We start from the raw sequence: 25,315 nt of genomic DNA, 5'->3' as shown, positions 1-25,315 counted from the left end.
ATATATGGAAACTAATAAAAAAATAGGATATAATATGTAAAAAATATAAATTGTAGTATAATCTATATTAAGAAAAATGTGTTTTTTGTAATTTAGAGTACAAAACATGGGGGGATAAGGATGGAAATTTATATCTATAAAACTTACGATGAATGGTTTAAAGATAAACCAACAGAGGTTCTTGAAGGAGATATTAATACTGCATATAATGGGACTTTAGTCATTGATACACTTGAAGATTCTAAAAGATATAGACAAAGATTTTCACTAAAGAATAATTTTGCAATTATATATAAACTTTCTTATGGATTTTTATCATATCCTAGAGAGATTAATATATATTCAAGTGTTGATTCTTGGAAAAATTCTAATCCAGAAATTACCTTTAAAGGGGAAGTATGTGAGAATGAAGGGGGCGAGAGTCAATTCGTATTTATAAATGAGGATGGCTTTAAGCATTACATTTCAATGAATGGAATTTATGCTGTAACCTATGAAAGGTAGAATTTTATATGAATTTACATGAAATAGATTTAAGAAAATTATATAGAATATGGAAGGCAGATTTAGGACCATTTCAAGGATTTTTTAGAAGCACATCATTTGTTTCATTGCAAACATATGATGATTTTATCTTAGAGGATGAATGTAAGAATAGGACAAGTGTAGAATACTATAGGGAAGATTGTGGTAAGAAATTTAACAAAGAAGTGTTAAATAATATAATAGAAAATTGTAATGAAAATAACTTTCTTATAATAGATTTACCTATTAATGAAATTTTAGATTTAGCTTTGATATTAAACAATGAATATTTAATAAAGCCTATTTTAAATATTAATCTTTTATTTCATCCATTTGGAATAGTAGGTAATAATGATAATATTAATAAACTAATAAATAATGGATTTAAACTAAAAAAACTAAATGCTAATAAATTTGCCATGTTGATTCCTTATGATAGATATGACGAAAAATTAAATACTACGAAGTTATGCGATAAGTTAAATAATCAATATGGAATTGGGGAAGAAGATCTTCCATATGTATCTTTATTAAAAGAATTAAATTATAGTAAAGTAATAGTTTTGACACAGGAAAAAGTAAAAGAAGATATAAATAATTATATAAATTTTATAAGTAAGGATATAAGGGTAGAAATTATAAGGGTGAAATAATAATGAAAAATTTTAATGAAATAATCAAGAAAAATAAGAAAAGAGCCTTAACGTTAGCGGTTGTAGCTGCATTTGCAATTAGCAGTCCTTTGGGATTGGGAGGTTGTATTCAATCTCAAAAAGATGATGATGAAGATAACGAGCAACAAAGTGGTTCTAGTGGTGGAAGTTCAGGAGGATGGCATAGCTTTAATGGTGGATCTTCAAGTGGAAATTCATCGAGTGGGGATTCATCTATAAGCGATAGTTCTTCTTCAAGTAGTAGCAAGAGTAGTATAACAAGTTCATCAGATGGAGGACATTCTTCAGGCTATTCTGGGTCAAAGGGTGGAAGTTCATCAAGTTAGAATCTTTGAACTTTATATTGTTATTATTGAAAGTGAGTTAAAGCAGAGTTATAGGAGGAATTACTCCATGAAGAAACAATTTAAATATACTGAAGATGTTTTATTTGATAATTATATGGTAAGTTCTTTTGGAGAAGAATATGTACATTCACAAATACCTTTTTATTTTGATATAGATACATATGAAGATATGGTATTTTATAGCGAAGAAATAAATAGAATCTCTCTAAAAATATTGAAAGAAATTTCAGGCAATCATAAAAGAGCATTAAACTATTTTGATGATTTTCCACTTAAAGATAAAATATTTAATTTAAAGTGTCCAATATCTCCAATGTTTTGGACTAGATATGATACTTTTAGAGATGTGGAAAATAATATTTATTTCGCAGAATTTAACTATGATAAGCCATGTGGACAAAAGGAAATAGCTTTAGATGGAAAGATGAGTTTTAAAGGAAATTTAAATTTACAATTTATAGATAATATTATAAAAGAGTTATTAAAAATATGTTGTAGTTATATAAATTCTGATGAAAAAATTAATGTTGGATTTTTAATAGACCCATGTCATTATGAAGAATTGCATCATAGCTATTATTTTAAACATATTTTAAAGAATACTAATGTTAATATAGTTCAGGTTGGTCCAACTAATTTGAGTGTAAAAGATGGGGATGTTTACGGGTATTCAAGCATTAAACTACCAATAATATTAAGATTATTTCCTACGGAATTTTTTTATGAAATTACTAATATTGAAGATATTTTAGAGTGTTTTGATAAAGGAAATGTATTGTTAATTAATGACCCAAGAATTGTGGCTATACAAGCAAAAGGATTCTTTGCTTATTTATGGGATTTAGTAAAGGAAGATTCGCCTTTACTATCTGAGAAAGATAAGTTAATTATAAAAAAATGCATTCCAATAACAGATATATTAGAATTACGTCATTATGATGAGTGTTTAAAAAACAAAGATAAGTATGTTATAAAATCTTCATTAGGCAGATATAGCCAAGAGGTTTATATTGGTAAGCTTTATAAAAATGATGAATGGAATAAAAAGATTGAAGATATAGTTAATAAAAGTAAAATACATATAATTCAAGATCTCATAAATATTAAGCAAGAATATACTTATGTACCTAGTTCTAATGATATGAATGTTCCTATTTTGGCATATGGAAATTTTGGAGTGTATTTAATGAATGATAAGGTACAGGGATTTTTGGTAAGATGGAGCAAAACTTTTTTGACAGATGATAGCTATACATGGATGTCTCCTCTTGGAACTAAAGATTTTCCAATTTTCGTAGAAAGATTTGATCCTAAAAACAGAAAAGAAATTTGGGATGATATTGTAGAAAAAATAGAATTTGAATATGATTTTACAGGATCATATTCAAATATTAATGAATATATTTCATTGAATTCATTAATTATAAAGAAAAATTTTTATAAAGAAATGCTTTCTATAAGTTTTAAGTTTTGCGAAATATTAAATAAAATATCTCCTTATATACAAAAAAATATGGAGCTTTTCGGTCCGTTGTTAGGTATTCCAAAAGAACTATATAAATTAGTATCTACTTTTTGTACTTCTAATTTATGTGCTTTAGGTAGAATAGATATTGCAGTTGATAATGATGGAAACTTAAAAATAATGGAGTTTAATTCGGAGACACCAGCTGGTTTAGTTGAAGCTATAGGAGTGAATTCTATAGTTAAAGATAAACTTAATATAAAATATGATAATCCAAATGAAAAACTTAGAAAAAATATAAAAGAATCATTTGCATGTATATTAGAAGAAATTAAAAAAAAGAAAAAAGTAGAAAATATTGCAGTTGTAACTACTTGGTATTATGAAGATATATATACAAGCAATCTAATAATGGAAATATTAAAAGAGCTTAGAGAATACAATGTTATACTTGGAAATGTATATGATTTAAAAGTAATGAATAATAAATTGTATCTATATGGACAAGAAATTCATGCTTTATATAGACATTATCCATTAGATTGGTTTTATTATGAAGAAGAAATGCAGAAATTAATTGAACTTTTAAGTTGTGAAGATTATTTGATTAATCCTGGATATACATTAATAACTCAATCAAAATCACTTTTTGCAGTAATTCATGAACTCATTAATAAACAATTTTTTTCAAAAGAAGAAGAGGAATTTGTATTAAAATATATACCTTATACGTGTTTAGAACCAGATGATAAACTGTCTCATGATTTTGTAGTCAAACCGTATCTTTCAAGAGAAGGTGGAGGAGTTCAATTAAGTTGTAATGATATATTTGAAAATTTAGATGATGATGTTATCTATCAAAATAGAATAAATATAAAACCTCTATATAATAAAATCTATTCAACAACAAAAGAATTTGAAAGATATCAATTTCCGGTAATAGGAGTATATATAACGGGGAATAAGCCAGCAGGGATATACACAAGAATGGGGGATTTTGTAACTGATAAAAATGCATTATATATGCCTACATATATAGTTTAGTTAATATTTTGAGTAAATCTCTCAATTTGAAAATAGTATTTTAAAGCAACTAAGTAACTGAGAAAATATTTACTGTTAAGCAAGTGTACAGGTTTAGATGATAAATTATGATTATTAAGTTAATAAGTTCCTAAATAAACATTTAAACATAAATAAAGAGGAGACGGTAATTATGAATAAAAATATCAAACGAATAATAGCTTGTACACTTACAATTGGAACACTTTTAGCAGCTGGGCCAACAAAATATGTAAGTTTTTTTACAACAGCAGCTCATGCATCATCATCGGATGCAGATGAATTAACAGATATACAGTTAGAAAATTCAAGTGGCAATAGTATAAAACTTTACACAGATAGTAGCTATGATGATAAATTAGATGATGATCCAGAAGTTGGAGAAACATATTATGCAAAAACTTCAGCAAGTAAGATAAAATTAGATATTGATGGAGCTGATGAAGATAACGTTAGAATATTTAAAAATGATACTGCTTATGAAGTTGGAGATAATATTAGTATTTCATCAGGTTCAACAACTACGCTTAGGGTAAGGGTATATGAAGATGCATATGATGATGATGAAGACTATTCAAGTTCAGATTATAATCAATATACTATAAAAATAAAAAATACAAATTCGGATAGTGAAGATGATGATGTGAATTTATCAAACATTGTTTTAAGTAAGGGAAGCATCAGCTTTGATAAAGATACTACTTCATATAATGTTGATGTTGATTCAGATGTAAGTTCAATAGATGTACAAGCTAATCCAGAAGATGATGACTATACTGTAAAAATAGATGGAACAGAAGTTTCAGAAGATGATGATTACGCAAAAACAGTTTCTTTAAGTACAGGAAGCAATACTGTTTTGGTAAAAGTTTTGGATGATGATGATAATATTAAAACATATACTTTAAATATCAACAGACCAGAGAAGAAAGTAACACAGCAAAATAATAATGGGGTAGACGTAGGAATTCCTAATAAAATGAATAATGGAATTACTCCAATTAATAATGCAAACAATGCATTTAATGGAGTGAATAATTTAGTTAAAGGCTGGAAAAATGATAATGGCATATGGTATTACTTTGAAGACAATGGAAATAAAACGACTGGATGGAAACAAGTAGATGATGCTTGGTATTACTTAGATACAGATGGAAAGATGAAAACTGGATGGGTTAAGGATACTAACGGAAAATGGTATTACTTACAAGCTTCAGGAGCTATGGCTAAAAGTACAATAATAGATGGATATAGGTTAGGAGCAGATGGTGCTTGGATTAATTAACAAGTTTATTTTAATATAGATTATGTAAAAATCTTTCAAAAGAAAGGTACTATGTTATTCGATTAATAGAGAAATTACAAAGTTATTCTCTCAAGGTAAAATTGAATAATAGAGTACCTTTATTTTTTATAACAAGTTATTATATTAGTTCATTTTGAGTCATAACTTGCAGATATATTTAATTAACAAACAATTTTATTATATATATTATTACTTAATATAAAATATACATATTATTTTTGACTTATTACTTTTTTATATGAACTGTGAAATTTTATAATAACATATAAGTAAAACATGGTATAATTAACTCATAATAGTACACTAATCGACAGAACAATAAAGGGGAGAATAAGATGAATATATTTAAAAATAATCAATCAAAAGAGCTAAAGGACGAACAAATTCAACATAATGAAGAAAGCAATAAGAAGGTAATTGAAGTTAATAATGAAGCTAAGAGCTTTATTCAAGAAATGAGTAATTTATTAGCTGAAACTGTAAAACAAAATCATAATGTAAATAATGAACATGATATGTTAGGTAAACTTACTCAAAAAGTAAAAGTACATATGGATGAAATTTCAAACTTAACACAAAGTACTAATGGATTAACAGATAAATTATCTTCACAAGGAAACAAGCTTATAGAAATAACTGAAGATACAGTTGAAAAATCAAATGAAGGTAAAGGCGCCATTGAAGAAATGGTAGAAATAATAAAATCTTTAGAAAATGAGAATAGAAATAATACTGAAAGTATAAATGAATTAGCAAGAAGATTTAGTAAAGTTAATGAAGTTGTTCAATTAATAAATAATATAGCAAGTCAAACAAATCTATTAGCCTTAAATGCAGCAATTGAAGCAGCTAGAGCAGGAGAGCAAGGTAAAGGATTTGCAGTAGTAGCGGGTGAAATAAGAAAATTAGCAGAAATGACTAAACAAAGCACTAAAGATATTTCAGATTTGATAGGAAGTATAGAGAATGAAACAAAGATAGTACTAAATAATTCTGATAAATCTAATGAAGCTATTGCAAGAGGAGTTAAAGCTTCTGGAAATGCAGCAGAGAAAATAGGGGATAGTTTATCATCTATATCTAAAGTGGAATCAGAAGTAAGAGGAGTAATGAGTATTTTAACAAATCAAAAGAATCATATTGAAGGTGTAACTAAAGAAATAGTTAATGTTAATGAAGTATTACAAGATACATCTCAAGCTATACTTAATCATATAGATGAAGCAAGTGTTGTAGACAGAAAGTTAGAACAAACAAAATCGCAATTAGAATCTTATAGTAAAAAACTTATGTAATAGCTAACCGAAATAGAGGTAATGCATTTGTTTCGGTTACTGAAAATTTTGATAGATGCTTCTAAGACTACAAGTTGTACCCGCAATGCTTGTTTCACAGACACGCTGTGAACAAGCATATACGGAACAACTTACAATCTAAGAAGCATAGCTATCAAAATTTTTTAAGGTAACGCTACACAAATGCATCACCTCTATTTCTACTTCTGGATATATATTCGAAGCATAAGTGTTATTTATAAATTGGATATATATATAACTTTAGATCTAGAATTATGTGATCGCAAACCGAAAGAAATGGCGCTCTGTTGTTTCGGTTACTAGAGAAAAGAACTGTGGATTTCTAACAGCAAAAGTTGCATCCATTCCAGCATATTCATTAAACAAGTTAAGGACATGCAACAATGGAGCAACTTCTGTTGAAGAAATCCTACAGTTCTTTTTTCAATGTAACACTCAACAAAAGAGCGCCATTTCTTTCTGGTTAAGAATATATTTAAAACCATAAGGCAGATTTAAATAAATAATAAGTCCATCTACCTATATATATTAATTAAATTGTCATTATTTATAGTTGGAACATAAAGTAGTGACAAGCTATTTAGAGTCTTCCGGTGACATTGTCATAATCCTATCAAGTAAAAATACTTCTAATTTTGGTTATTTACAACATAAGTGTGATTTCTAATTTGGAGATCTATAGTCAAATTTAAAAATTAATCTATTGTTTTATTTAGTTCAAATTATTCATGTAAGTTTAAACATAAATAAGTTTAAGTTATACAATTAATTATCTATAGTCAGAAAAGGTACTATGTTACATCTCACTATACATAAATAAACTATGAACTAGATGTAAAATTTGAAATATATTCTGTATTAGAAAGAAGCTGTATTTTTTTTCGGAGTGTTGCATTTATAATTGGGCTGTAGATATTTCTTCAGCAGAGGTTGTTTCATTCATGCTTGTCATCAACTCGTTTGAGGAGCATGCAGGAATGGGGGCAACCTCTGTTGATAGAAATCCACAGTCCAATTATATAGCAACCGAGAAAAAAGAATATAGCTTCTTTCGGTAACTTACCACATAATTTTAAATTATAAGTTGTTTATCTACACTTTGGATAGATTTTTTTAAAGTATTTTATTAAATTTATTTTTAATTGTGATTTGAATCATATTTTTATACATTAAATTTGATTAGAATTAGGACATAGAAAAGATATTTGATTTTAAATTTAATTTTAGGCACTTGAGAATAAATAACAAGTCCAATTTGAGAGGTGAAAATAAATGAATAATGAAAGAATAAAAAATTTAACTGAAGTTTTACAAAAATTAAATAAAGATGGCTTAACAGAAGAGTTAAGAAAAGAAGCATTAGAAATAGTAGCTGATATAAATCCTATAGAATTGTCAGTTGCAGAACAAAATTTAATAGAAGAAGGAATGAATCCACAAGATTTAAGACATCTTTGCGATGTTCATATGGAAGTTTTAAAAGATGAATTAGATAAAATAAGAACAAAGATTGAAAAAGGTCATGTTGTAGATACATTTATTAATGAGCATGATAAAATTCTTGAATTTTTAACAGAGCTTGAAAGTATTAATTCTAAAATTCAAAAGTTAGAAAAATATGATGATGGTTTAGATGAAATTGAAGCATTGAAAATTGTTGTAGATAACATATTAGATGCGGAAAATCATCATCAAAGAGAAGAAAGAGTTCTATTTGATGAGATGGAAGAGAGAGAAATCACTGGTCCAACTAGGATAATGAGAATGGAGCATGATGATTTAAGAGCTAAGAAAAAACAATTAAGACATATAGCAGAGGAATTTTCAAAGATTCAATTTGATGAGTTTAAAGAGCAAGTTGATGATATATCAAAATATATAGTGTTTAATTTAAGAGATCATATATTCAAAGAAAATTATATTTTATATCCTACAGCAATAGAATCTATAAAGGAAAAAGAAATATGGGATGAAATGAAGTTAAGATGTGATGAAATTGGATATTGTGGATTTACACCTGAATTATAATATTTTAATTTTTGTGTCGAAATATAAAGAAATTAATTATTAAGTTTGAATAGGTAACGTATGTTACAGAATTAATATGAGGAATATAGTAAACTTTCAATTGTTGAAGTTAAGAAATAAAAATAAAAATTTAATTTTAATATATATGAAAATTAGGAGGAAATAATATGTCAATGTTTTGTTATCAATGTCAAGAGACTGCTGGATGTAAAGGCTGTACTAAAGTAGGGGTTTGTGGTAAAGATGAACATGTAGCAAAAGCTCAAGATTTATTAATATATGTAACTAAAGGATTAGCTATAGTAAGCAACGAAGGAAGAAGAGTTGGAGTTATAGACGCTGGTGTTGACAAATTTATAACAGAAAACTTATTTACAACAATTACAAATGCTAATTTTGATAGAGATGGTATTTTAGATAGAGTAAGAGAAACTTTAAAAATTAGAGAAGCTTTAAAAGCTAAAGTTGTTACAGCTGGTGGAAGAGTTGGAGAAGTTAAAGTAAATGGTGGTTTCTTCAAAAAGATATTTGGAATGCAAACTACTGAAGTAATAGCTCCAGATGCAGCTATTTGGACTGCTGATAATACAATAGAATTTGATAAAAAAGCTGAAACAGTTGGTGTACTTGCAACTGAAAATGAAGATATCAGAAGCTTAAGAGAACTTATTACTTATGGATTAAAGGGATTATCTGCTTACATGAAGCATGCTATGAACTTAAAATATAATAATGAAGAAATTCATGGATTTATGGCAAAGGCATTAGCAGCTACATTAGATGATAGTTTAAGTGTTGATCAATTAGTTGCTTTATCATTAGAAGCTGGTAAATACGGTGTTGATGGTATGGCATTACTTGATAAAGCTAATACTGAAAGTTATGGACATCCTGAAATAACAACTGTTGATATTGGAGTTAGAACTAACCCAGGAATATTAATTTCAGGACATGATTTAAGGGATTTAGAAATGTTATTAGAGCAAACAGAAGGAACAGGAGTAGATGTTTATACTCATGGAGAAATGCTTGCTGGACAATATTATCCAAAGTTCAAGAAATATAAGCACTTTGCAGGAAACTATGGTAATGCATGGTGGAAACAAAAAGAAGAATTTGAACAATTTAATGGACCAATTGTTATGACTACTAATTGCATAGTTATACCAAAAGATTCTTATAAGAAAAGATTATTTACAACAGGTGCTACAGGAATGCCAGGATGTGCACATATAGAAGCTAAAGCTAATGGAACAAAAGATTTCTCTAAAGTTATAGCAATGGCTAAAAAATGTAAAGCACCTACTGAAATAGAAAAAGGACAAATTGTTGGTGGATTTGCACATAATCAAGTTCTAGCGTTAGCAGACAAAGTTGTAGATGCTGTTAAATCAGGCGCTATAAAGAGATTCTTTGTAATGGCTGGTTGTGACGGAAGAGCTAAATCAAGAAACTACTATACTGATTTTGCTGAAAAGTTACCAAAAGATACAGTTATATTAACAGCAGGATGTGCTAAATATAAATATAATAAATTAAACTTAGGTGATATTGGAGGAATTCCAAGAGTATTAGATGCAGGACAATGTAATGATTCATATTCATTAGTTGTTATAGCACTTAAACTTCAAGAAGTATTTGGACTTGGAAGTGTAAATGAATTACCTATTTCATACAATATAGCTTGGTATGAACAAAAAGCTGTAATAGTATTATTATCATTATTACACTTAGGTGTTAAGAACATTCACTTAGGACCAACACTTCCAGCATTCCTTTCACCAAATGTTGCTAAAGTATTAGTAGATAACTTTGGAATTGGTGGAATCACTAATGTTGAAGATGATATGAAGATGTTTATGGAAGCATAATAGACATATTATCTTACAAAAGAGTTTACCAAAGATAAATTAAGCCTATCAATATATATTATTTATAATACAGAATCCTAACTACTTAATTGTAGTTAGGATTTATTTTTTTACTGTAATATCAACGTTTAGTAAATTAATAAAGGAGAATTATGCAATGAATAATAAAATCAAGAGTCCATTAGGCATATTAAAGAAAATAACAAGTCAAAGACGAGATAGATTGTGTGTCAAACAAGGAGATGAATTTAGTTAATGATGAGCTATTGACTAAATTTGCAGACGTTGAAGATGTTTATGGAAGCATAATAGTCATTAGTATATTTTTGTAATACAGATAAATAATTAATGAATTATACTTATGTGATAAAATATATTCTTAATTAGGAATAAGTGGAATTCTTTTGCACGGTGTTGAGTTGATAATTTGTTTGTAGGAGTTCTTATGTTAGAAATTCACAATTAGATTATCTAGCACCTGAGCTAAAGAATTTCACTTATTTTAATTAGTTATAACATAATTTTAAATTTTAAGTTATTTATATAAGTGATTTATATTTATGTAAATGTATAAATTTAAATACAAAAAATGTATTTGACAGAATTATATGGATATATTACAATATATTTAATTAAATGTAATTTAAGGGGGAAAAAGGATGAAAAAGATGATAATTAATCATTTATTTGCCTTATTGCTAGTATTTTTAACATTAGTGGCAAATACTTCGATTGCACAGGCTAAGGTAGCAGAAACTCATAGTAAATCACTAACTCAAACTTATTATGGTGGACAAGCATTAAATTCAAGCTGGGGATTGGGACGAAATCAAACAGAATATGTGAGTAATAATAGAACGTATAATTGGTATATTGACCAGGGAAGTACAGGCAAGTATTCAGATAGTAATTGTGGTCCATCTAGTACAACAATGGCATTAAAGTGGACTAATGGTAACTTTAATAGGACAGCGGAAGATGCAAGAAATACTTACAGAACTAATGGTGGCTGGTGGTATACGGATGATGTAATGAATTATCTTAACCGATATAATGGCACTTATAGTGTACAAGACTTAGGAAAAACACTTTCTCAAGGAGAAAATGTTTTAAAAGCACAACTAAAACAAGGAAATATAGCAATACTTTGCATCGATACATCGTACATACCATACAATAAAAATTCAGAACAAAGAGTAGGGAAATTTTATAGTTATTCTGGAGGACATTTTATAGTTGTAAAGGGTTATAGAATAGTTGATGGAAAAACTTATTTTGAAGTTTATGATCCAAACAATTGGAATGAATGTTATCAAAGTGGACAACAAAAGGGAAAAGACAGATATTTTTTATCTAAAGATTTAATGAATGCTGAAATTAATTGGTGGAATTATGCAATTGTAGTTCAACCGGAGTACTCAAGAAAATATTTAAATACAATGAGTATAGAGAATTCTTTAAAAATAGATAGTGTTGATTCTACTAAAATAAAATCTGCTTGTGGAAGATAAATAAACCAAAAAGACAAAGGCTTATTGTTTAGGGAAACCTAACTTTAGGTCTTTTATTTTACTTTTAGTTATTAATTTTTCTGGATAGTAATTAAAAATATATGAACTGTATCATATAATATAGAAGCAGAAAAGAGGTTGCGTTATATGTTACAGAGTGCAGCTTAATCACTTATTTTTCGATAAAATTATAAATTTTAATTAATGTTTGATTTAAATCACATTTTATTTAAAAAAATGAAGTTATAATAAATGTACTTATAAAGTAAAGTGTACAAAAGCAAAAGGGAATAGAAAAATGCAGGTTTCAAAAATTTTTGTGAAAAAACGTGAAATATCCTATAAAAATATTACAACTGAATTTGGGAGTAAATTGAGAATGAATAGATTTATTCAGGTCGAAGGGGCATTTGGAGTTCTAAAAAGTGATTATTAATTCAATAGATTTTTAACACGTGGAAAAAATGGTGCCAAAACTGAATTTATTTTGCTTTGTTTTGGCTACAACATTAACAGATTACATTCTAAAATACAAAATGAAAGAACTCAGAAGCATCTTCATGAATTAAAGTCTGTTGCCTAATTATGGAATAAAGTAACTAGGCTTATTTAAGTGCGCTTAAAAATTAGAAATCTGTAAATAATTGATGTACAATTTTAAATGTTTGGGAATTCACTAATTTAAACCGAAAAGGAGCATCGATCCTCATTAAAATTTAATCATTTTGCCACACTCCCTTTATTTTTAACCATTAACATTTAGTAAATTAACAATGGAGGATGATAGTATGAATAGTAACTGCGGTAATTGTTGTAACAATTGTAGAGGGCAGCTTTGTGCAAGTAAGGTTCCTATATTTGAAAATTTGAATAATGAAGAACTATTGGAGATTGTTAAAAACATTAATCACAAAGAATATAGTAAAAGTGATGTTATTTTTACTGAAGGTAATATATCAAATACACTTTATTTTATAAACGAAGGAAGAATTAAATTATATAAATATACTAAGGATGGTAAAGAACAAATATTACATATACTTTCAGAAGGAGAATTCTTTGGAGAATTGGAATTGATAAAACCTTCTAAATATAGATTTAATGCTAAATCAATAGTAGATGCTAAGATATGTACTCTAAGTAAAGATGAAATGAAAAGTATAATAATGAGGGATCCGGAAATTGGAATAAAAGTATTAGAGGCTATAGGAGAAAGATTATCAAAAATAGAAAGTCTTGTGCAGAATCTTGCAACTAATGATGTAGATTCAAGAATGGCTTATTTACTAATAGATTTAATGGAGAAGTATGGAGAGAATATAGAAAATAGTATATCTGTAAAGTTACAATTATCAAGAGAAGATATGGCTAATTACATTGGAGTAACTCGAGAAACTATAAGTAGAAAATTAAAAAAATTTGAGGATGAAAAATTGATAAAGATAGTAGGGACAAAGAATATTATAATTTTAGATGAAGAAGGATTAAAAGATTATATTTAAAAGAAATAAATAACTTTTACGCATGGAACTCGCATATCTTATTATAAGTTACTCTTGGAAAACTGAAGTAGATGATAAGGTGCATAATATTAATTAAGGTGATGTTATACATTGTCAAGGCACTGAAATCTTTAGTTTAATTAATACTAGAGATAAATATATGTATATACGTAAACAAGAATAAAGATATTAATCTTATATTTAATCAATACTAGAGATAAAGATATGTCATAATTTATAATACTTGTTCCAAATCGATCTCCAATGTATTCAAAGTAAGTATAGTAATTATATTGAAAGATCATGATTGAAATATTAATTGCCAATTAAAAAAGCACCTTATGAGATTAGATTAATCTCATAAGGCACATAAGGGAGAGCTGCTAATTAACTTTTACAAGTATACTTAAATGCCACTAAGTAATAAATCCGAAATATATGTGACTGAACGTTCAATTTTAATTAAGCTATCTTCATTAGGTGAAAATCTTATTCTTAATGGGAATTCTACATCAATCATACCAGTAGACTTAATTACGTCAGAAGTGCTCAATACTTTTAGATCAGTTTCGTTTAAATAGTCTTGTACAACTTCTATAGATTCACCACTCCATCCAAAAGATCCAAATGCTACACCTAATTTAGATTCTAGGTCTAAAGATTTAAGATTTTTTAGAATATCTTCCATATTTCCAATCATATCTCCATATTTAGTGGAGCTGCCAAAGAAAATTGCATCTGCTTCATTAATAGCCGCAATCACTTCTTCTTTGGGTGTCTTATTCACATTTATGACTTTTGAAGCTATATTTTGTTCTTCGAACTTTTCTTTAAGAATATCAGCAATTTTTTTTGTGTTCCCTGTCATAGTAGAGTATAGGATTAATGCTTTTTTGCTTGTCTCAGCATTCTTGCTCATATTATCATAAATATCTATAAAACTCTGAACATTTTCTCTAAGAACGAAGCCATGGGATGGTGCTATCATCTTTATGTCTAAATCTTCGATTTTTTCAATCATGTTTTGAACATATCTTCTGTGAGGGTGCATTATTAGTTTATAGTAGCCAATAAAATCGCCAATTATATCTTCTTTTGCTAAATCATTAAAATATTCATAGTTAGCTACATGTGTACTAAAAATATCGCAAGGAAATAAAATTTTATCTTCTTCACAATAAGTTATCATAGTTTCTTCAGTATGAAGATATGGTGTTTCTATGAATTTAAGAGTTTTGCCTCCAATATCTAGAGTATCGCCATCTCTTACGATTAAAAATTCTCTATCATGAAGTTTATACATTTCTTTAAGCTCATTTACAGCGGGCTTTGTACATACAATTACAGCATTTTTAGCTTTAGAAGCTAAACTTCTAAGTGAACCAGAATGATCAGGTTCAGTATGATTAATTACAATATATTTAATTTTATCAAGTTCAATTATATTTTCTAAATTATCTACAAATTCTTTTCCGAAGCTAATATCAACAGTATCAATTACTGTAGGCTTTTCAGTATTTAATAGATAACTATTATAAGTAGTTCCTTTAGTTAAAGTTAATCTATGAAAAGGTACATCGCGGTCATCAATCTTACCAATCCAAAATATATTTTCATTTAACATAATGTTTTTTTCCATAATCTGTTCCTCCAATATTTCAATTTATTTTTTTATGTTTGTGATTTCCTATGCCTCTATTCTATAGTCATTTAATTTACAAAAATATGATTTAAATCAAATGTTATAAATTTAAAATGTAGATAATAATCTAAAAAAATCATGTACATTTTAGAGAACGTTTTTTATCATTATAATTTTGTGTTTTGCACTTTTTAAAAATTTGATTGAAATCATATTGTTTTAATTTTTGCAAAGATATAATAGGCCCATGAGCTAAAGGAATCAAGTTTAAGAAAAATAAACATTCAAAATAAATAGCTAAAGAAAAATGAGGAGGATTTCAATGATAGATACTAATAAGATAAATTCAAATAACAAATGGAAGGGATTTAAAGATTTTCTTGTATATAAAACAGTTAAGGAAGATGGGGTAGTTACATCATTCTATTTAAAATCATTAGATGGAAATAAACTTCCAGAATTCATAGCAGGGCAATTTATAACTGTCAGAATTAAAAATGAAGATAATACTTTTACTAAACCTAGACAATATACATTATCTATGAATTCTAATGAAGAATTTTATAGAATAAGTGTAAAGAGAGAAGAGAATGGTTACTTAAGCAAAAAACTATGTGATGAAATAAAGGAAGGGGACAACCTTCAAATAACTGCACCACTTGGAAATTTCATATTAAAGGATAGTGAAAAACCATTAGTTTTAATAGGTGGAGGAATTGGAATAACACCAATGCTCACAATGGCTTATGATGCAATAAACAGTAATAGGGAAATATATTTCATTTATAGTATACCTAATGCAACGCATCATAGTTTTAGAGGAGAAATAGAAAAACTAAACAATAATAACAACTTCAAAAGTACTGTATTCTATACACGTCCTCTCGAGACTGAGAAACCAGGAGAAGATTTTGATATAAAAGGCAGGATATCAAAGGAATGGATGATTGAAAATTTACCAAAGGATGGACAATTCTATTTTTGCGGGCCAGTGCTATTTATGAAAACTGTTTATCATAATTTAATAGCAATGGGAATTGAAAAGGAAAATATAAACTTTGAAATGTTTGAAGCAGGAGTAGATATAACAAAAGAGTAAAAAATTATAAACAAATGAGGAGGAAATTAATTATGTTTAATCATATAAAAAATGAAAACAATACTTTTAAAAATTTAATAAATGGGGAATGGGTTAACAGCAGAAGTGAAAACTTTGTAGAGATAAAGTCACCATTAAATAATTCATTGTTAGGTAGAGTTCCAGCAATGACAAAGGAAGAAGTGAATACTGCAGTACAAACTGCTAAGGAAGCTCAAAAGAAATGGAGTAATGTAACAATAAATGAGAGAGCTGAAATATTGTACAAGGCAGCAGATATTTTATTAAACAATATAGATGAATTGTCAGAGCTTATGATGATGGAAATTGCTAAGGATAGAAAAAGCTGCAGATCAGAAGTTTCCAGAACAGCAGATTTTATAAGGTTTACAGCAGATACAGCTAAGAATTTATCTGGTGAAAGTATTCCAGGAGATAGCTTCCCAGGTTTTAAAAATAATAAAATATCAATTGTAAAAAGGGAACCGTTAGGAGTTGTACTTGCAATATCTCCTTTTAATTATCCAATAAATTTATCAGCTTCTAAAATAGCACCTGGTTTAATGGCAGGAAATTCAGTTGTATTAAAGCCAGCAACTCAAGGGAGTTTATGTGGATTATTCTTGGCAAGAGTATTTGAAAAAGCAGGAGTTCCAGCCGGAGTTCTAAATACAGTTACAGGTAAGGGAAGTGAAATTGGAGATTATATTACTACTCATAAAGGAATAAATTTCATCAATTTTACAGGTAGTACAGAAGTAGGAGCTAGAATTTCTAAGATGACTAGTATGGTGCCTCTTTTAATGGAGCTAGGTGGTAAGGATGCAGCCATAGTTTTAGAAGATGCTGATCTTGAATTAACTGCAAGTAACATTGTTGCAGGTGGATATTCATATTCAGGTCAAAGATGCACAGCAGTAAAGAGAATTTTAGTAGTAGATAAAGTGGCAGATAAGTTAGTAGAAAAAATTAAAGAAAAGATGGAAAAGCTTACTGTAGGAAATCCTTTAGAGAAAGATGTAGATGTTGTACCTCTTATTAGTTCTAAAGCAGCAGATTTTGTTATTGAATTAATAGAAGATGCAAAGGGTAAAGGAGCTGACTTAGTTGTAGGTGGAAACAGAGACGGAAATCTAATTTATCCAACACTTTTTGATAATGTTACAACAGACATGAGACTTGCATGGGAGGAGCCATTTGGTCCAGTGCTTCCAATTATAAGAGTAAAGGATAAAAATGAAGCTATAGAAATAGCAAATAAATCAGAATATGGACTTCAAAGTTCTGTATTTACAAAAAATATAAATGATGCTTTTTATGTGGCTGACAAGTTAGAAGTAGGAACAGTTCAAGTAAATAATAAAACAGAAAGAGGTCCAGATAATTTCCCATTCCTTGGGGTAAAGGCTTCTGGTATGGGAACTCAGGGAATAAAATATTCAATTGAATCTATGTCTAGACCTAAGGCTACCATAATAAATCTATCAATACATAATTAAAAGAAATAATAATGTTTAAATAATAAAAATCATTATCTTAATATTGATTATATGCTCAAAAGATAATTAAACGTGTCTTTTGAGCATTTTTATAAAAAATAAATATTTTGTTAGTGTTTGATTCTAATCACATTTTATTAAAACAAATAAAGTTATAATAATGTCAGAAGTTAAGAAAAACAAATTTAAGTAATAAATAGTGGAATTTAGGAGGACTTGATATGAAAGTTGTTTATTTTAGTCAAACAGGAAATACAGAAAAGATGGCAGAATTAATATTAGAAGGAATAGAATTAGAAGGTAAAAAAGCTGAATTAGTAGAAGTCTCATCAGTGTCACTTGATGATGCAAAGAATGAAGAAATACTGATTTTAGGATGTTCGGCTTATGGATCTGAGGAACTAGATGAAAATGAAATGGAACCTTTTGTTAAATCATTAGAAGGAAATATACAAGGAAAGAAGGTTGCACTTTTTGGATCATGGGGATGGGGCAATGGTGAATGGATGACAGAATGGGAAAAGAGAATGAAATCATATAGAGCTATATTAATAAGTGAAGGTTTAACAGTACAGGAATCGCCTGAAGGTGAAGATGAAGACAGATGTAGAGATTTTGGAAAATTAATAGCAAAATTATAATAAAATCTAAGATTACATATATTAAATTTATACTAGATATTTTGGCTACTTTTAGTTAACTAGTTTGTATTTGATTTGAATCATATATTATTAAGATCAATAAAGCTATAATAAAGTCAGAAGCTAAAGAAAAAACAAATTTTAAGAGTAATAAAAGATTTTTTAATATACTATTTAGGAGGAATAAACAAAATGAATAAATTTAATAGTAATCAAAAAATAGGTGATATAGTAACGGAGTTCCCAAAGGCAGCGGATATATTTAAAGAATGTAAAATTGATTTTTGCTGTGGTGGAGATAGGTTATTGATTACAGCTATAAAAGAACAAGGGATTGAAGAAACAGAATTATTAAAAAGAATAAATGATTCATATGAGAAATTAAAAAATAATCTTTATTCAGAAGATAGAAATTGGGTAGAAGCACCCCTTGATGAATTAGTTGATCAGATAGTAAATGTACATCATGCTTATCTTTATGAGAACCTTCCTAAAATAAGTGAACTAACAACTAAAATATTAAGAGTTCATGGAGAAAAGCATCCAGAGCTTTCAAGAGTTCACAAGTTATTTCATACTGTTAAGATGGAATTAGAAGCTCATTTAATAGAAGAAGAGACAATTCAATATCCAGCAATTAATGCATATTTAAGAAGTAATAGTGAAGCTGATTTAGATAAAGCAATAAATATTATTAATCAATTACAAGATGAACACATCGGAGCTGGAAATATACTTAAAGAATTAAGAGAAGTAACTAATGATTATGATCTTCCAAGCAATGCATGTACTACTTATAGATTGACTTATTCTAAACTACAAGAAATGGAAGCAGATATATTTAAGCATATACATTTAGAAAGTAATATATTATTTCCAAGGCTTTATGAATTGAAAAATAACTAATTAAATGAGAGTAGAAAATGTTATCTATAATTTAGAATCCTAACTATTTAATTGTAGTTGGGATTTGTTTTTAGATAAAATTATAAATTTTAATTAATGTTTGATTCAAATCACATTTTATTTAAAAAAATGAAGTTATAATAAATGTACAGTTACAAGTTAACAATAAATAAATTTTAAGATAGAGGTAAAACTAAGGAGGAATTAAGTATGTTAAATTTTGCAGCAACTGTAGATGTTAGAATATATCAACCAGTGGATAAACATCCAGCTATTTTTAAAACTTTTGAGAGTTTAGCACAGGGGGAAACAATGGAGCTTATAAACGATCATGATCCACGCCCATTACACTATCAGTTCATTATGGAACGTCCGGATCAATTTGAGTGGGAATACCTAGAACAAGGTCCAACAGTTTGGCGAGTTGCAATTACAAAAAAATAAAAATATATGAAATTAAGTGAAGAAATTAATTTTCTTCACTTAATTTAAATTGGAAGGAGTGTATAATATGAGAATCATGGGTAATGAGTTATATCAATTTAGCACACATATACCACAGATCAATCTTTCATTTCATCAATATTTGTTATATGCTAAAGAACCTTTGTTAGTTCATACTGGTAATGTCAATCAGGCACAAGGTATGCTTTCGCAGTTAAAAGAATCGTTAAATGGCATTGATTTAAAGTATATATTTGTTTCACATTTTGAAGCAGATGAATGTGGTGGTTTGCCAGTAATATTAGAACAATTTCAAAATGCTAAGGTAATATGCTCAGAAGTTACAGCGCGTCAGTTGAATGGTTTTGGAATTGAATGTGAAGTGATAATTAAAAAAGAAGGACAAAAACTAACTACAGATGATTACGAGTTGGAATTCTTTAATTATCCTTCAGAAATGCATCTTTGGGATGGTTTATTAGTAATGGAAAATAGGCGCCAAATATTCTTTAGTAGCGATTTGATGCTTCGCCATGGAGAAGAAATTGGTACAATAAAGGAAGCTGACTGGAATGAAGAAATAGATAGTATTCAACCAGTACAGGTACCTGATAACGATAAGCGAGAAAAATTAAAGATATCTTTAATAAAATTAAATCCAGTATTTGTAGCCACTGGTCATGGACCTTGTCTTAAGATTAAATAGGAAAGAAGGATGTTTCAAATTATTTTGAGACATCCTTTTTCCTCTATATATTTAAAATTTTATTCTTAATATCATTAATCCCAGTTATATTTATAAATTCACTAAAAGTTTAATTTTCTAGTCTGTTTTTTTAACGAAGAGTATTGTTTTTTCAAAAATTATATGAACACCACTAGATTTTACGCTATAATTGAAGTTTTTGGACAATAATCCATAATTATTTGGATTGCAAAAGCTAATATTTTCCTTGTATTTATTATGTAAAAGTTAGAAATATATTTGAATTTTTAATAATTTTATATTAACATTATATTATATATTAGTAAAATTGAATTAATTTGAATATTACTTCAATTTTGTTGAATTTCATAAATGTGGGGGATTATAATATGGAACTTAGACAATTAATAACATTTTGCAAAGTTATAAAGGCCAAAAGTTATTCAAAGGCAGCACAGGAGTTAGGATATGCTCAATCTACAATTACTACTCAGATGCAGCTTTTAGAAAAAGAACTTGGAGTAAAATTATTTGATCGAATTGGGCGGAATATGGAATTAACATCAAAAGGGCTAACTTTTCTAGAATATGCTGAAAAGATAATCAATCTTTCAGATGAAGCAAAGGAAGCAGTAGCTGATAAAGATAATCCTAAAGGAATACTAAGAATTGGAGTTGTTGAATCACTTTGTACAATAAAGCTTCCAGAACTGCTTAAATATTATCATATGAAATATCCTGAAGTAGAAGTAATAATTAGAATAGCAACTTCATCTGATTTACAAAACATGCTAAGAAATAATGATGTTGATTTAATTTTTACATTAGGTAAATTTATTGAAGATGAAGACTTTTTTTCATCCATGTGTTATGAGGAAGAAATGGGACTTCTGGCATCTTCATTAAATAAACTTAAGGATTACAAGAATCTTAAATTAGAAGATATCGTAGATGAATCATTTGTTCTCACAGAGAAGGGATGTAGTTATAGAAGTGTTTTTGAAGAAATGTTTTATAGAGAAAATTTAAAACCTCGTTTGGCATTGGAAATTGGAAGTATAGAAACTATCAAATCTTTTGTTATGAATAATCTTGGAGTTACGTTATTGCCTGTTATGACTGTTGAAAATGAATTGAAAAATGGAAGTTTAGTAAAATTAGATTTGGATTGTAATTTTAATATGATGACACAAGTGTTATATCATAAGAACAAATGGTTAACACCAGCAATGAAATTATTTATAGATGTATTGAAGTTTACGGATCCTGAAAATGAAAATTATCATAATATTCATGAACTTAATATATGAGAAGTTTGAAAATAAGGCACATTCAAATAAATAACAAGTCCAAAATGCCATGATTATTTTGTATCAGGCAAGGAAGTGGATTTATCTCATAGCGGGCTATTAGATGAATCAGCTAACGTGAGCAGATAAGTGAAAGTCCAAATCTATGATTTGGTTTCTTGAACTTAGTTAACTCATTTATGAGTTAACCTCATATAAAAATGATTTGGTGTGAATCGGTTAAGCAGACATCTCGAATCTATGATTTGATGATGGTCGCTTACTCAGAGAGCACTCAGTGAGCGTATGCGAATCGAGCTTCATCTGATGCAAAATAGGCTTGGCAGATGGACTTGTTATTTTTTGATTGTGCCTAAATATAGTTATTTCTTAGAGAAAAGTTGTTTGATTCATGCTTACCTTTGTTTTATATACTAAGTAAGCATGAATTTGGACAACTTTTATTTTATGAGCTACAAATATTTTTCCATTGATAAACGCTATAGATATTCAATTTATAAATCACATTTATGCTTTAAATATATATTCAAATGCATGACTTCTATTTCGGTTATCTATTACATAAGCCTAAGATGTGAGTTGTACATTTATAATACTATTCAATTTTGTTTACTATTATATAGTCTATATATAATAGTAAATTTTCGGTTGATTATTTAGATTAAATCTATTTATAATATTTTTAAAAAAATTTGATTTGAATAACAGTGAATTTATTTTTACTTAGATTAATAGTCATATTAATCTAAGTAAATAGACTCGATTTGAAATGCTCAATTTGGGGTAAGATATAAAAAGAAGTAGAAAATAGTTTTGGCAACTAAGGAGGAAATATATTATGTTTGAGCATATAAAGGATGAAAACAATAATTTCAAAAATCTAATAAATGGAGAATGGATAAGCAGTGCAAGTGGGAAGTTTATAGACATAAATTCACCATTAGATAATTCTTTATTAGGAAGAGTTCCAGCTATGACACAAGAAGAGGTTAATATTGCTATAGAAACTGCAAAAGAAGCTCAAAAAAAATGGAGAAACATAACTTTAAATGAAAAGGTAGAAATATTATATAAATCAGCAGATATATTATTAGAAAATATTGATGAACTATCAGAACTTATGATGATGGAAATAGCTAAGGACAGAAAAAGTTGTAGATCAGAAGTTTCTAGAACAGCAGATCTTATAAGGTTTACAGCAGATAGCGCTAAGAATTTATCTGGGGAAAGTATACCAGGAGATAGTTTCCCAGGAGCTAAAAATAATAAAGTATCAATAGTAAGAAGAGAGCCTCTAGGAGTTGTACTTGCAATATCTCCTTTTAATTATCCAATAAATTTATCAGCATCTAAAATAGCACCAGCATTAATGGTTGGAAATTCAGTTGTGTTAAAACCTGCAACTCAAGGAAGCTTAAGCGGGTTATGTTTAGCTAGGATATTTGAAGAAGCAGGAGTACCAAAAGGGGTATTAAATACTGTTACAGGAAGAGGTAGTGAAATTGGAGATTATGTTACTACTCATAAGGGAATAAATTTTATAAACTTTACAGGTAGTACAGGAATAGGTGCGAGAATTTCAAAGATTACTAGCATGGTACCTCTTTTAATGGAGTTAGGAGGCAAGGATGCAGCTATAGTTTTGGAAGATGCAGATTTAGAATTGACAGCAAGTAATATTGTTGCAGGTGGATATTCATATTCTGGTCAAAGATGTACAGCAGTAAAGAGAATTTTGGTGGTTGATAAAGTAGCAGATAAATTAATAGAAAAAATAAAAGAAAATATGGCGAAGCTTACTGTGGGAAATCCTTTAGAAAAAGATGCAGATGTTGTTCCGCTTATTAGTACTAAAGCAGCAGATTTTGTTTATGGATTAATTGAGGAAGCAAAAGAAAAAGGAGCAGATTTAGTTGTTGGAGGAAAAAGAGAAGGCAATTTAATTTATCCAACACTTATTGATAATGTTACAACAGATATGAGACTTGCATGGGAGGAACCATTTGGACCAGTAATTCCAATTATAAGAGTAAAGGATAAAGACGAAGCTATAGAAATAGCTAATAAATCAGAATATGGTCTTCAAGGAGCTGTATTTACACAAAATATAAATGATGCTTTTTATATAGCTGATAAGCTAGAAGTAGGAACAGTGCAAATAAATAATAAAACAGAAAGAGGACCTGATAACTTCCCATTCCTTGGAGTAAAGTCTTCTGGTATGGGAACTCAAGGAATAAAATATTCACTTGAATCCATGTCTAGACCTAAGGCAACTATAATAAATTTATCAATTAAATAAAACAATTATAATGTTTAAGAATAATGTGCATAAATCTGTTATTCTTTGAATGTGATTAAAGTTTTATAGTACAAAATGTTTTGGTTTTAAATGCTCAAGGGATAATTGAATTTATGCTTTGAGTATTTTTATTATAATATTACATAAAAAATATTATTAGGGTGTGTCTGAAAACTATTTATTACTATATAAATAGTTTAATTAGTACAATTTGTTAACATAAGATAACAATTAATTATTTATGAATTTTATTAATTAAAATGTATATATGAAATAAAATAACAAGTCAGAATGAAGTATATTTTTTCATAATAATATAGTTAAAAAGGAGAAGTAAGTATGAATACTCATTGTAAAAATTGTTGTAACAATTGTAGAGGCGAACTTTGTGCAAGTAAAGTACCAATATTTGAAAATTTAAATAATCAGGAATTAGTGGAGATTGTGAAAACCATTGATCATAAAGAATATACTAAAGGAGATATTGTTTTTACAGAAGGAAATGTAGCAAATACGCTTTATTTTATAAATGAAGGAAAGATAAAATTATATAAGTACACAAAGGATGGTAAAGAGCAAATACTACATATACTTTCAGAAGGTGATTTTTTTGGAGAGTTAGAGTTAATAAAGCCTTCTAAGTATGGATTTAATTCAAAAGCAATAGTAGATTCAAAGATATGTACTCTTACAAAAGATGAGATGAAAGAGATAATGATGAAAAATCCAGAGATAGGAATAAAAGTATTAGAAACTGTTGGAGAAAGATTATCAAAAGTAGAAAGTCTAGTACAAAATCTAGCGACAAATGATGTTGATTCAAGGATGGCATATTTGTTAATTGATTTAAAGGAAAAGTATGGAGAGTTAATAAATGATCATATATCAATAAAGTTGCCATTATCAAGAGAAGAGATGGCTAATTATATTGGAGTAACACGTGAAACCATAAGCAGAAAATTAAAGAAGTTTGAAGATGAGGAATTAATAAAGATCGCTGGTACAAAAAGCATAGTAATTTTAGATGAAGAAGGTTTAAAAGATTATATATAAAATAAGAGTTCATTATTACATAAATAGGTGATAATGAACTTTATTTTTTGTATAATTTATATTTGAGTTCAATCACATCTTATTAAAGTTAAAGTCGAATATTAAT

General features: G+C 28.0%; 20 protein-coding genes and 1 pseudogene. 20 read left to right on the top strand and 1 reads right to left on the bottom strand.

Annotated features, from left to right (window positions below; translation table 11 throughout):
* Positions 1-120 precede the first annotated feature (120 nt).
* From CLSA_RS18310 to CLSA_RS18260, 11 genes and pseudogenes are all read left to right on the top strand, one after another.
* Entirely contained in the window at positions 121-504 is a 384-nt protein-coding gene (locus CLSA_RS18310; RefSeq protein ID WP_022748760.1) for a hypothetical protein, read from the top strand.
* 8 nt (positions 505-512) lie between these two features.
* Positions 513-1,178 (top strand): hypothetical protein, encoded by a 666-nt coding sequence (locus CLSA_RS18305; RefSeq protein WP_022748759.1) that lies wholly within the window; start codon positions 513-515, stop codon positions 1,176-1,178.
* A gap of 2 nt (positions 1,179-1,180) precedes the next feature.
* The gene (locus CLSA_RS18300) at positions 1,181-1,525 is read left to right on the top strand and encodes a hypothetical protein (RefSeq protein ID WP_022748758.1); all 345 of its coding nucleotides are present in this window, start codon (positions 1,181-1,183) and stop codon (positions 1,523-1,525) included.
* A 67-nt stretch (positions 1,526-1,592) separates the two neighbouring features.
* Complete coding sequence (locus CLSA_RS18295; protein WP_022748757.1) at positions 1,593-4,055, top strand: glutathionylspermidine synthase family protein; 2,463 nt, start codon at positions 1,593-1,595, stop codon at positions 4,053-4,055.
* 172 nt (positions 4,056-4,227) lie between these two features.
* Positions 4,228-5,358, top strand: coding sequence for an N-acetylmuramoyl-L-alanine amidase family protein (locus CLSA_RS18290; protein WP_022748756.1), 1,131 nt, complete (start codon positions 4,228-4,230; stop codon positions 5,356-5,358).
* 356 nt (positions 5,359-5,714) lie between these two features.
* Positions 5,715-6,674, top strand: coding sequence for a methyl-accepting chemotaxis protein (locus tag CLSA_RS18285; RefSeq protein ID WP_022748752.1), 960 nt, complete (start codon positions 5,715-5,717; stop codon positions 6,672-6,674).
* A gap of 1,293 nt (positions 6,675-7,967) precedes the next feature.
* Positions 7,968-8,723 carry a DUF438 domain-containing protein gene (locus CLSA_RS18280; RefSeq protein WP_022748749.1) on the top strand — a complete coding sequence of 252 codons (756 nt, stop codon included), beginning with the start codon at positions 7,968-7,970 and terminating at the stop codon, positions 8,721-8,723.
* 167 nt (positions 8,724-8,890) lie between these two features.
* Positions 8,891-10,594: a hydroxylamine reductase gene (hcp, locus tag CLSA_RS18275; RefSeq protein WP_022748746.1), complete on the top strand. Its 1,704-nt coding sequence runs from the start codon at positions 8,891-8,893 to the stop codon at positions 10,592-10,594.
* A gap of 659 nt (positions 10,595-11,253) precedes the next feature.
* Positions 11,254-12,105 carry a C39 family peptidase gene (locus CLSA_RS18270; protein ID WP_022748745.1) on the top strand — a complete coding sequence of 284 codons (852 nt, stop codon included), beginning with the start codon at positions 11,254-11,256 and terminating at the stop codon, positions 12,103-12,105.
* Between the two features lie 253 nt (positions 12,106-12,358).
* A pseudogene (locus tag CLSA_RS24620) lies at positions 12,359-12,688 on the top strand (transposase); the annotation flags it as partial.
* Between the two features lie 205 nt (positions 12,689-12,893).
* The gene (locus tag CLSA_RS18260) at positions 12,894-13,607 is read left to right on the top strand and encodes a Crp/Fnr family transcriptional regulator (protein ID WP_022748742.1); all 714 of its coding nucleotides are present in this window, start codon (positions 12,894-12,896) and stop codon (positions 13,605-13,607) included.
* Positions 13,608-14,013: 406 nt separating this feature from the next.
* Here CLSA_RS18260 and CLSA_RS18255 read toward each other — a convergent pair whose 3' ends face one another.
* Complete coding sequence (locus CLSA_RS18255) at positions 14,014-15,246, bottom strand: FprA family A-type flavoprotein (RefSeq protein WP_022748739.1); 1,233 nt, start codon at positions 15,244-15,246, stop codon at positions 14,014-14,016.
* Between the two features lie 325 nt (positions 15,247-15,571).
* Here CLSA_RS18255 and CLSA_RS18250 point away from each other — a divergent pair, with 325 nt between their 5' ends.
* From CLSA_RS18250 to CLSA_RS18210, 9 genes are all read left to right on the top strand, one after another.
* Complete coding sequence (locus CLSA_RS18250) at positions 15,572-16,348, top strand: FAD-binding oxidoreductase (protein WP_022748734.1); 777 nt, start codon at positions 15,572-15,574, stop codon at positions 16,346-16,348.
* Positions 16,349-16,380: 32 nt separating this feature from the next.
* On the top strand, positions 16,381-17,847 hold the full coding sequence (locus CLSA_RS18245) for an NADP-dependent glyceraldehyde-3-phosphate dehydrogenase (RefSeq protein ID WP_022748730.1): 1,467 nt from the start codon (positions 16,381-16,383) through the stop codon (positions 17,845-17,847).
* Positions 17,848-18,068: 221 nt separating this feature from the next.
* Positions 18,069-18,488, top strand: a complete 420-nt coding sequence (locus CLSA_RS18240; RefSeq protein WP_022748726.1) for a flavodoxin — start codon at positions 18,069-18,071, stop codon at positions 18,486-18,488.
* Between the two features lie 192 nt (positions 18,489-18,680).
* Positions 18,681-19,394: an iron-sulfur cluster repair di-iron protein gene (gene ric / locus CLSA_RS18235; RefSeq protein WP_022748722.1), complete on the top strand. Its 714-nt coding sequence runs from the start codon at positions 18,681-18,683 to the stop codon at positions 19,392-19,394.
* A 210-nt stretch (positions 19,395-19,604) separates the two neighbouring features.
* On the top strand, positions 19,605-19,838 hold the full coding sequence (locus CLSA_RS18230) for a DUF2249 domain-containing protein (RefSeq protein WP_022748718.1): 234 nt from the start codon (positions 19,605-19,607) through the stop codon (positions 19,836-19,838).
* 67 nt (positions 19,839-19,905) lie between these two features.
* Complete coding sequence (locus CLSA_RS18225) at positions 19,906-20,544, top strand: oxygen-binding di-iron domain-containing protein (RefSeq protein WP_022748714.1); 639 nt, start codon at positions 19,906-19,908, stop codon at positions 20,542-20,544.
* A gap of 389 nt (positions 20,545-20,933) precedes the next feature.
* Entirely contained in the window at positions 20,934-21,854 is a 921-nt protein-coding gene (locus CLSA_RS18220; protein ID WP_022748710.1) for a LysR family transcriptional regulator, read from the top strand.
* A gap of 838 nt (positions 21,855-22,692) precedes the next feature.
* Positions 22,693-24,156: an NADP-dependent glyceraldehyde-3-phosphate dehydrogenase gene (locus CLSA_RS18215; RefSeq protein ID WP_022748706.1), complete on the top strand. Its 1,464-nt coding sequence runs from the start codon at positions 22,693-22,695 to the stop codon at positions 24,154-24,156.
* 339 nt (positions 24,157-24,495) lie between these two features.
* The gene (locus tag CLSA_RS18210; protein ID WP_022748702.1) at positions 24,496-25,209 is read left to right on the top strand and encodes a Crp/Fnr family transcriptional regulator; all 714 of its coding nucleotides are present in this window, start codon (positions 24,496-24,498) and stop codon (positions 25,207-25,209) included.
* Positions 25,210-25,315 lie beyond the last annotated feature (106 nt).

Source organism: Clostridium saccharobutylicum DSM 13864, assembly GCF_000473995.1.
GTDB classification, from domain to species: domain Bacteria; phylum Bacillota; class Clostridia; order Clostridiales; family Clostridiaceae; genus Clostridium; species Clostridium saccharobutylicum.
The sequence above is the reverse complement of the archived record's forward strand: the minus strand, read 5'-3'. Positions and strand labels throughout refer to the sequence as shown.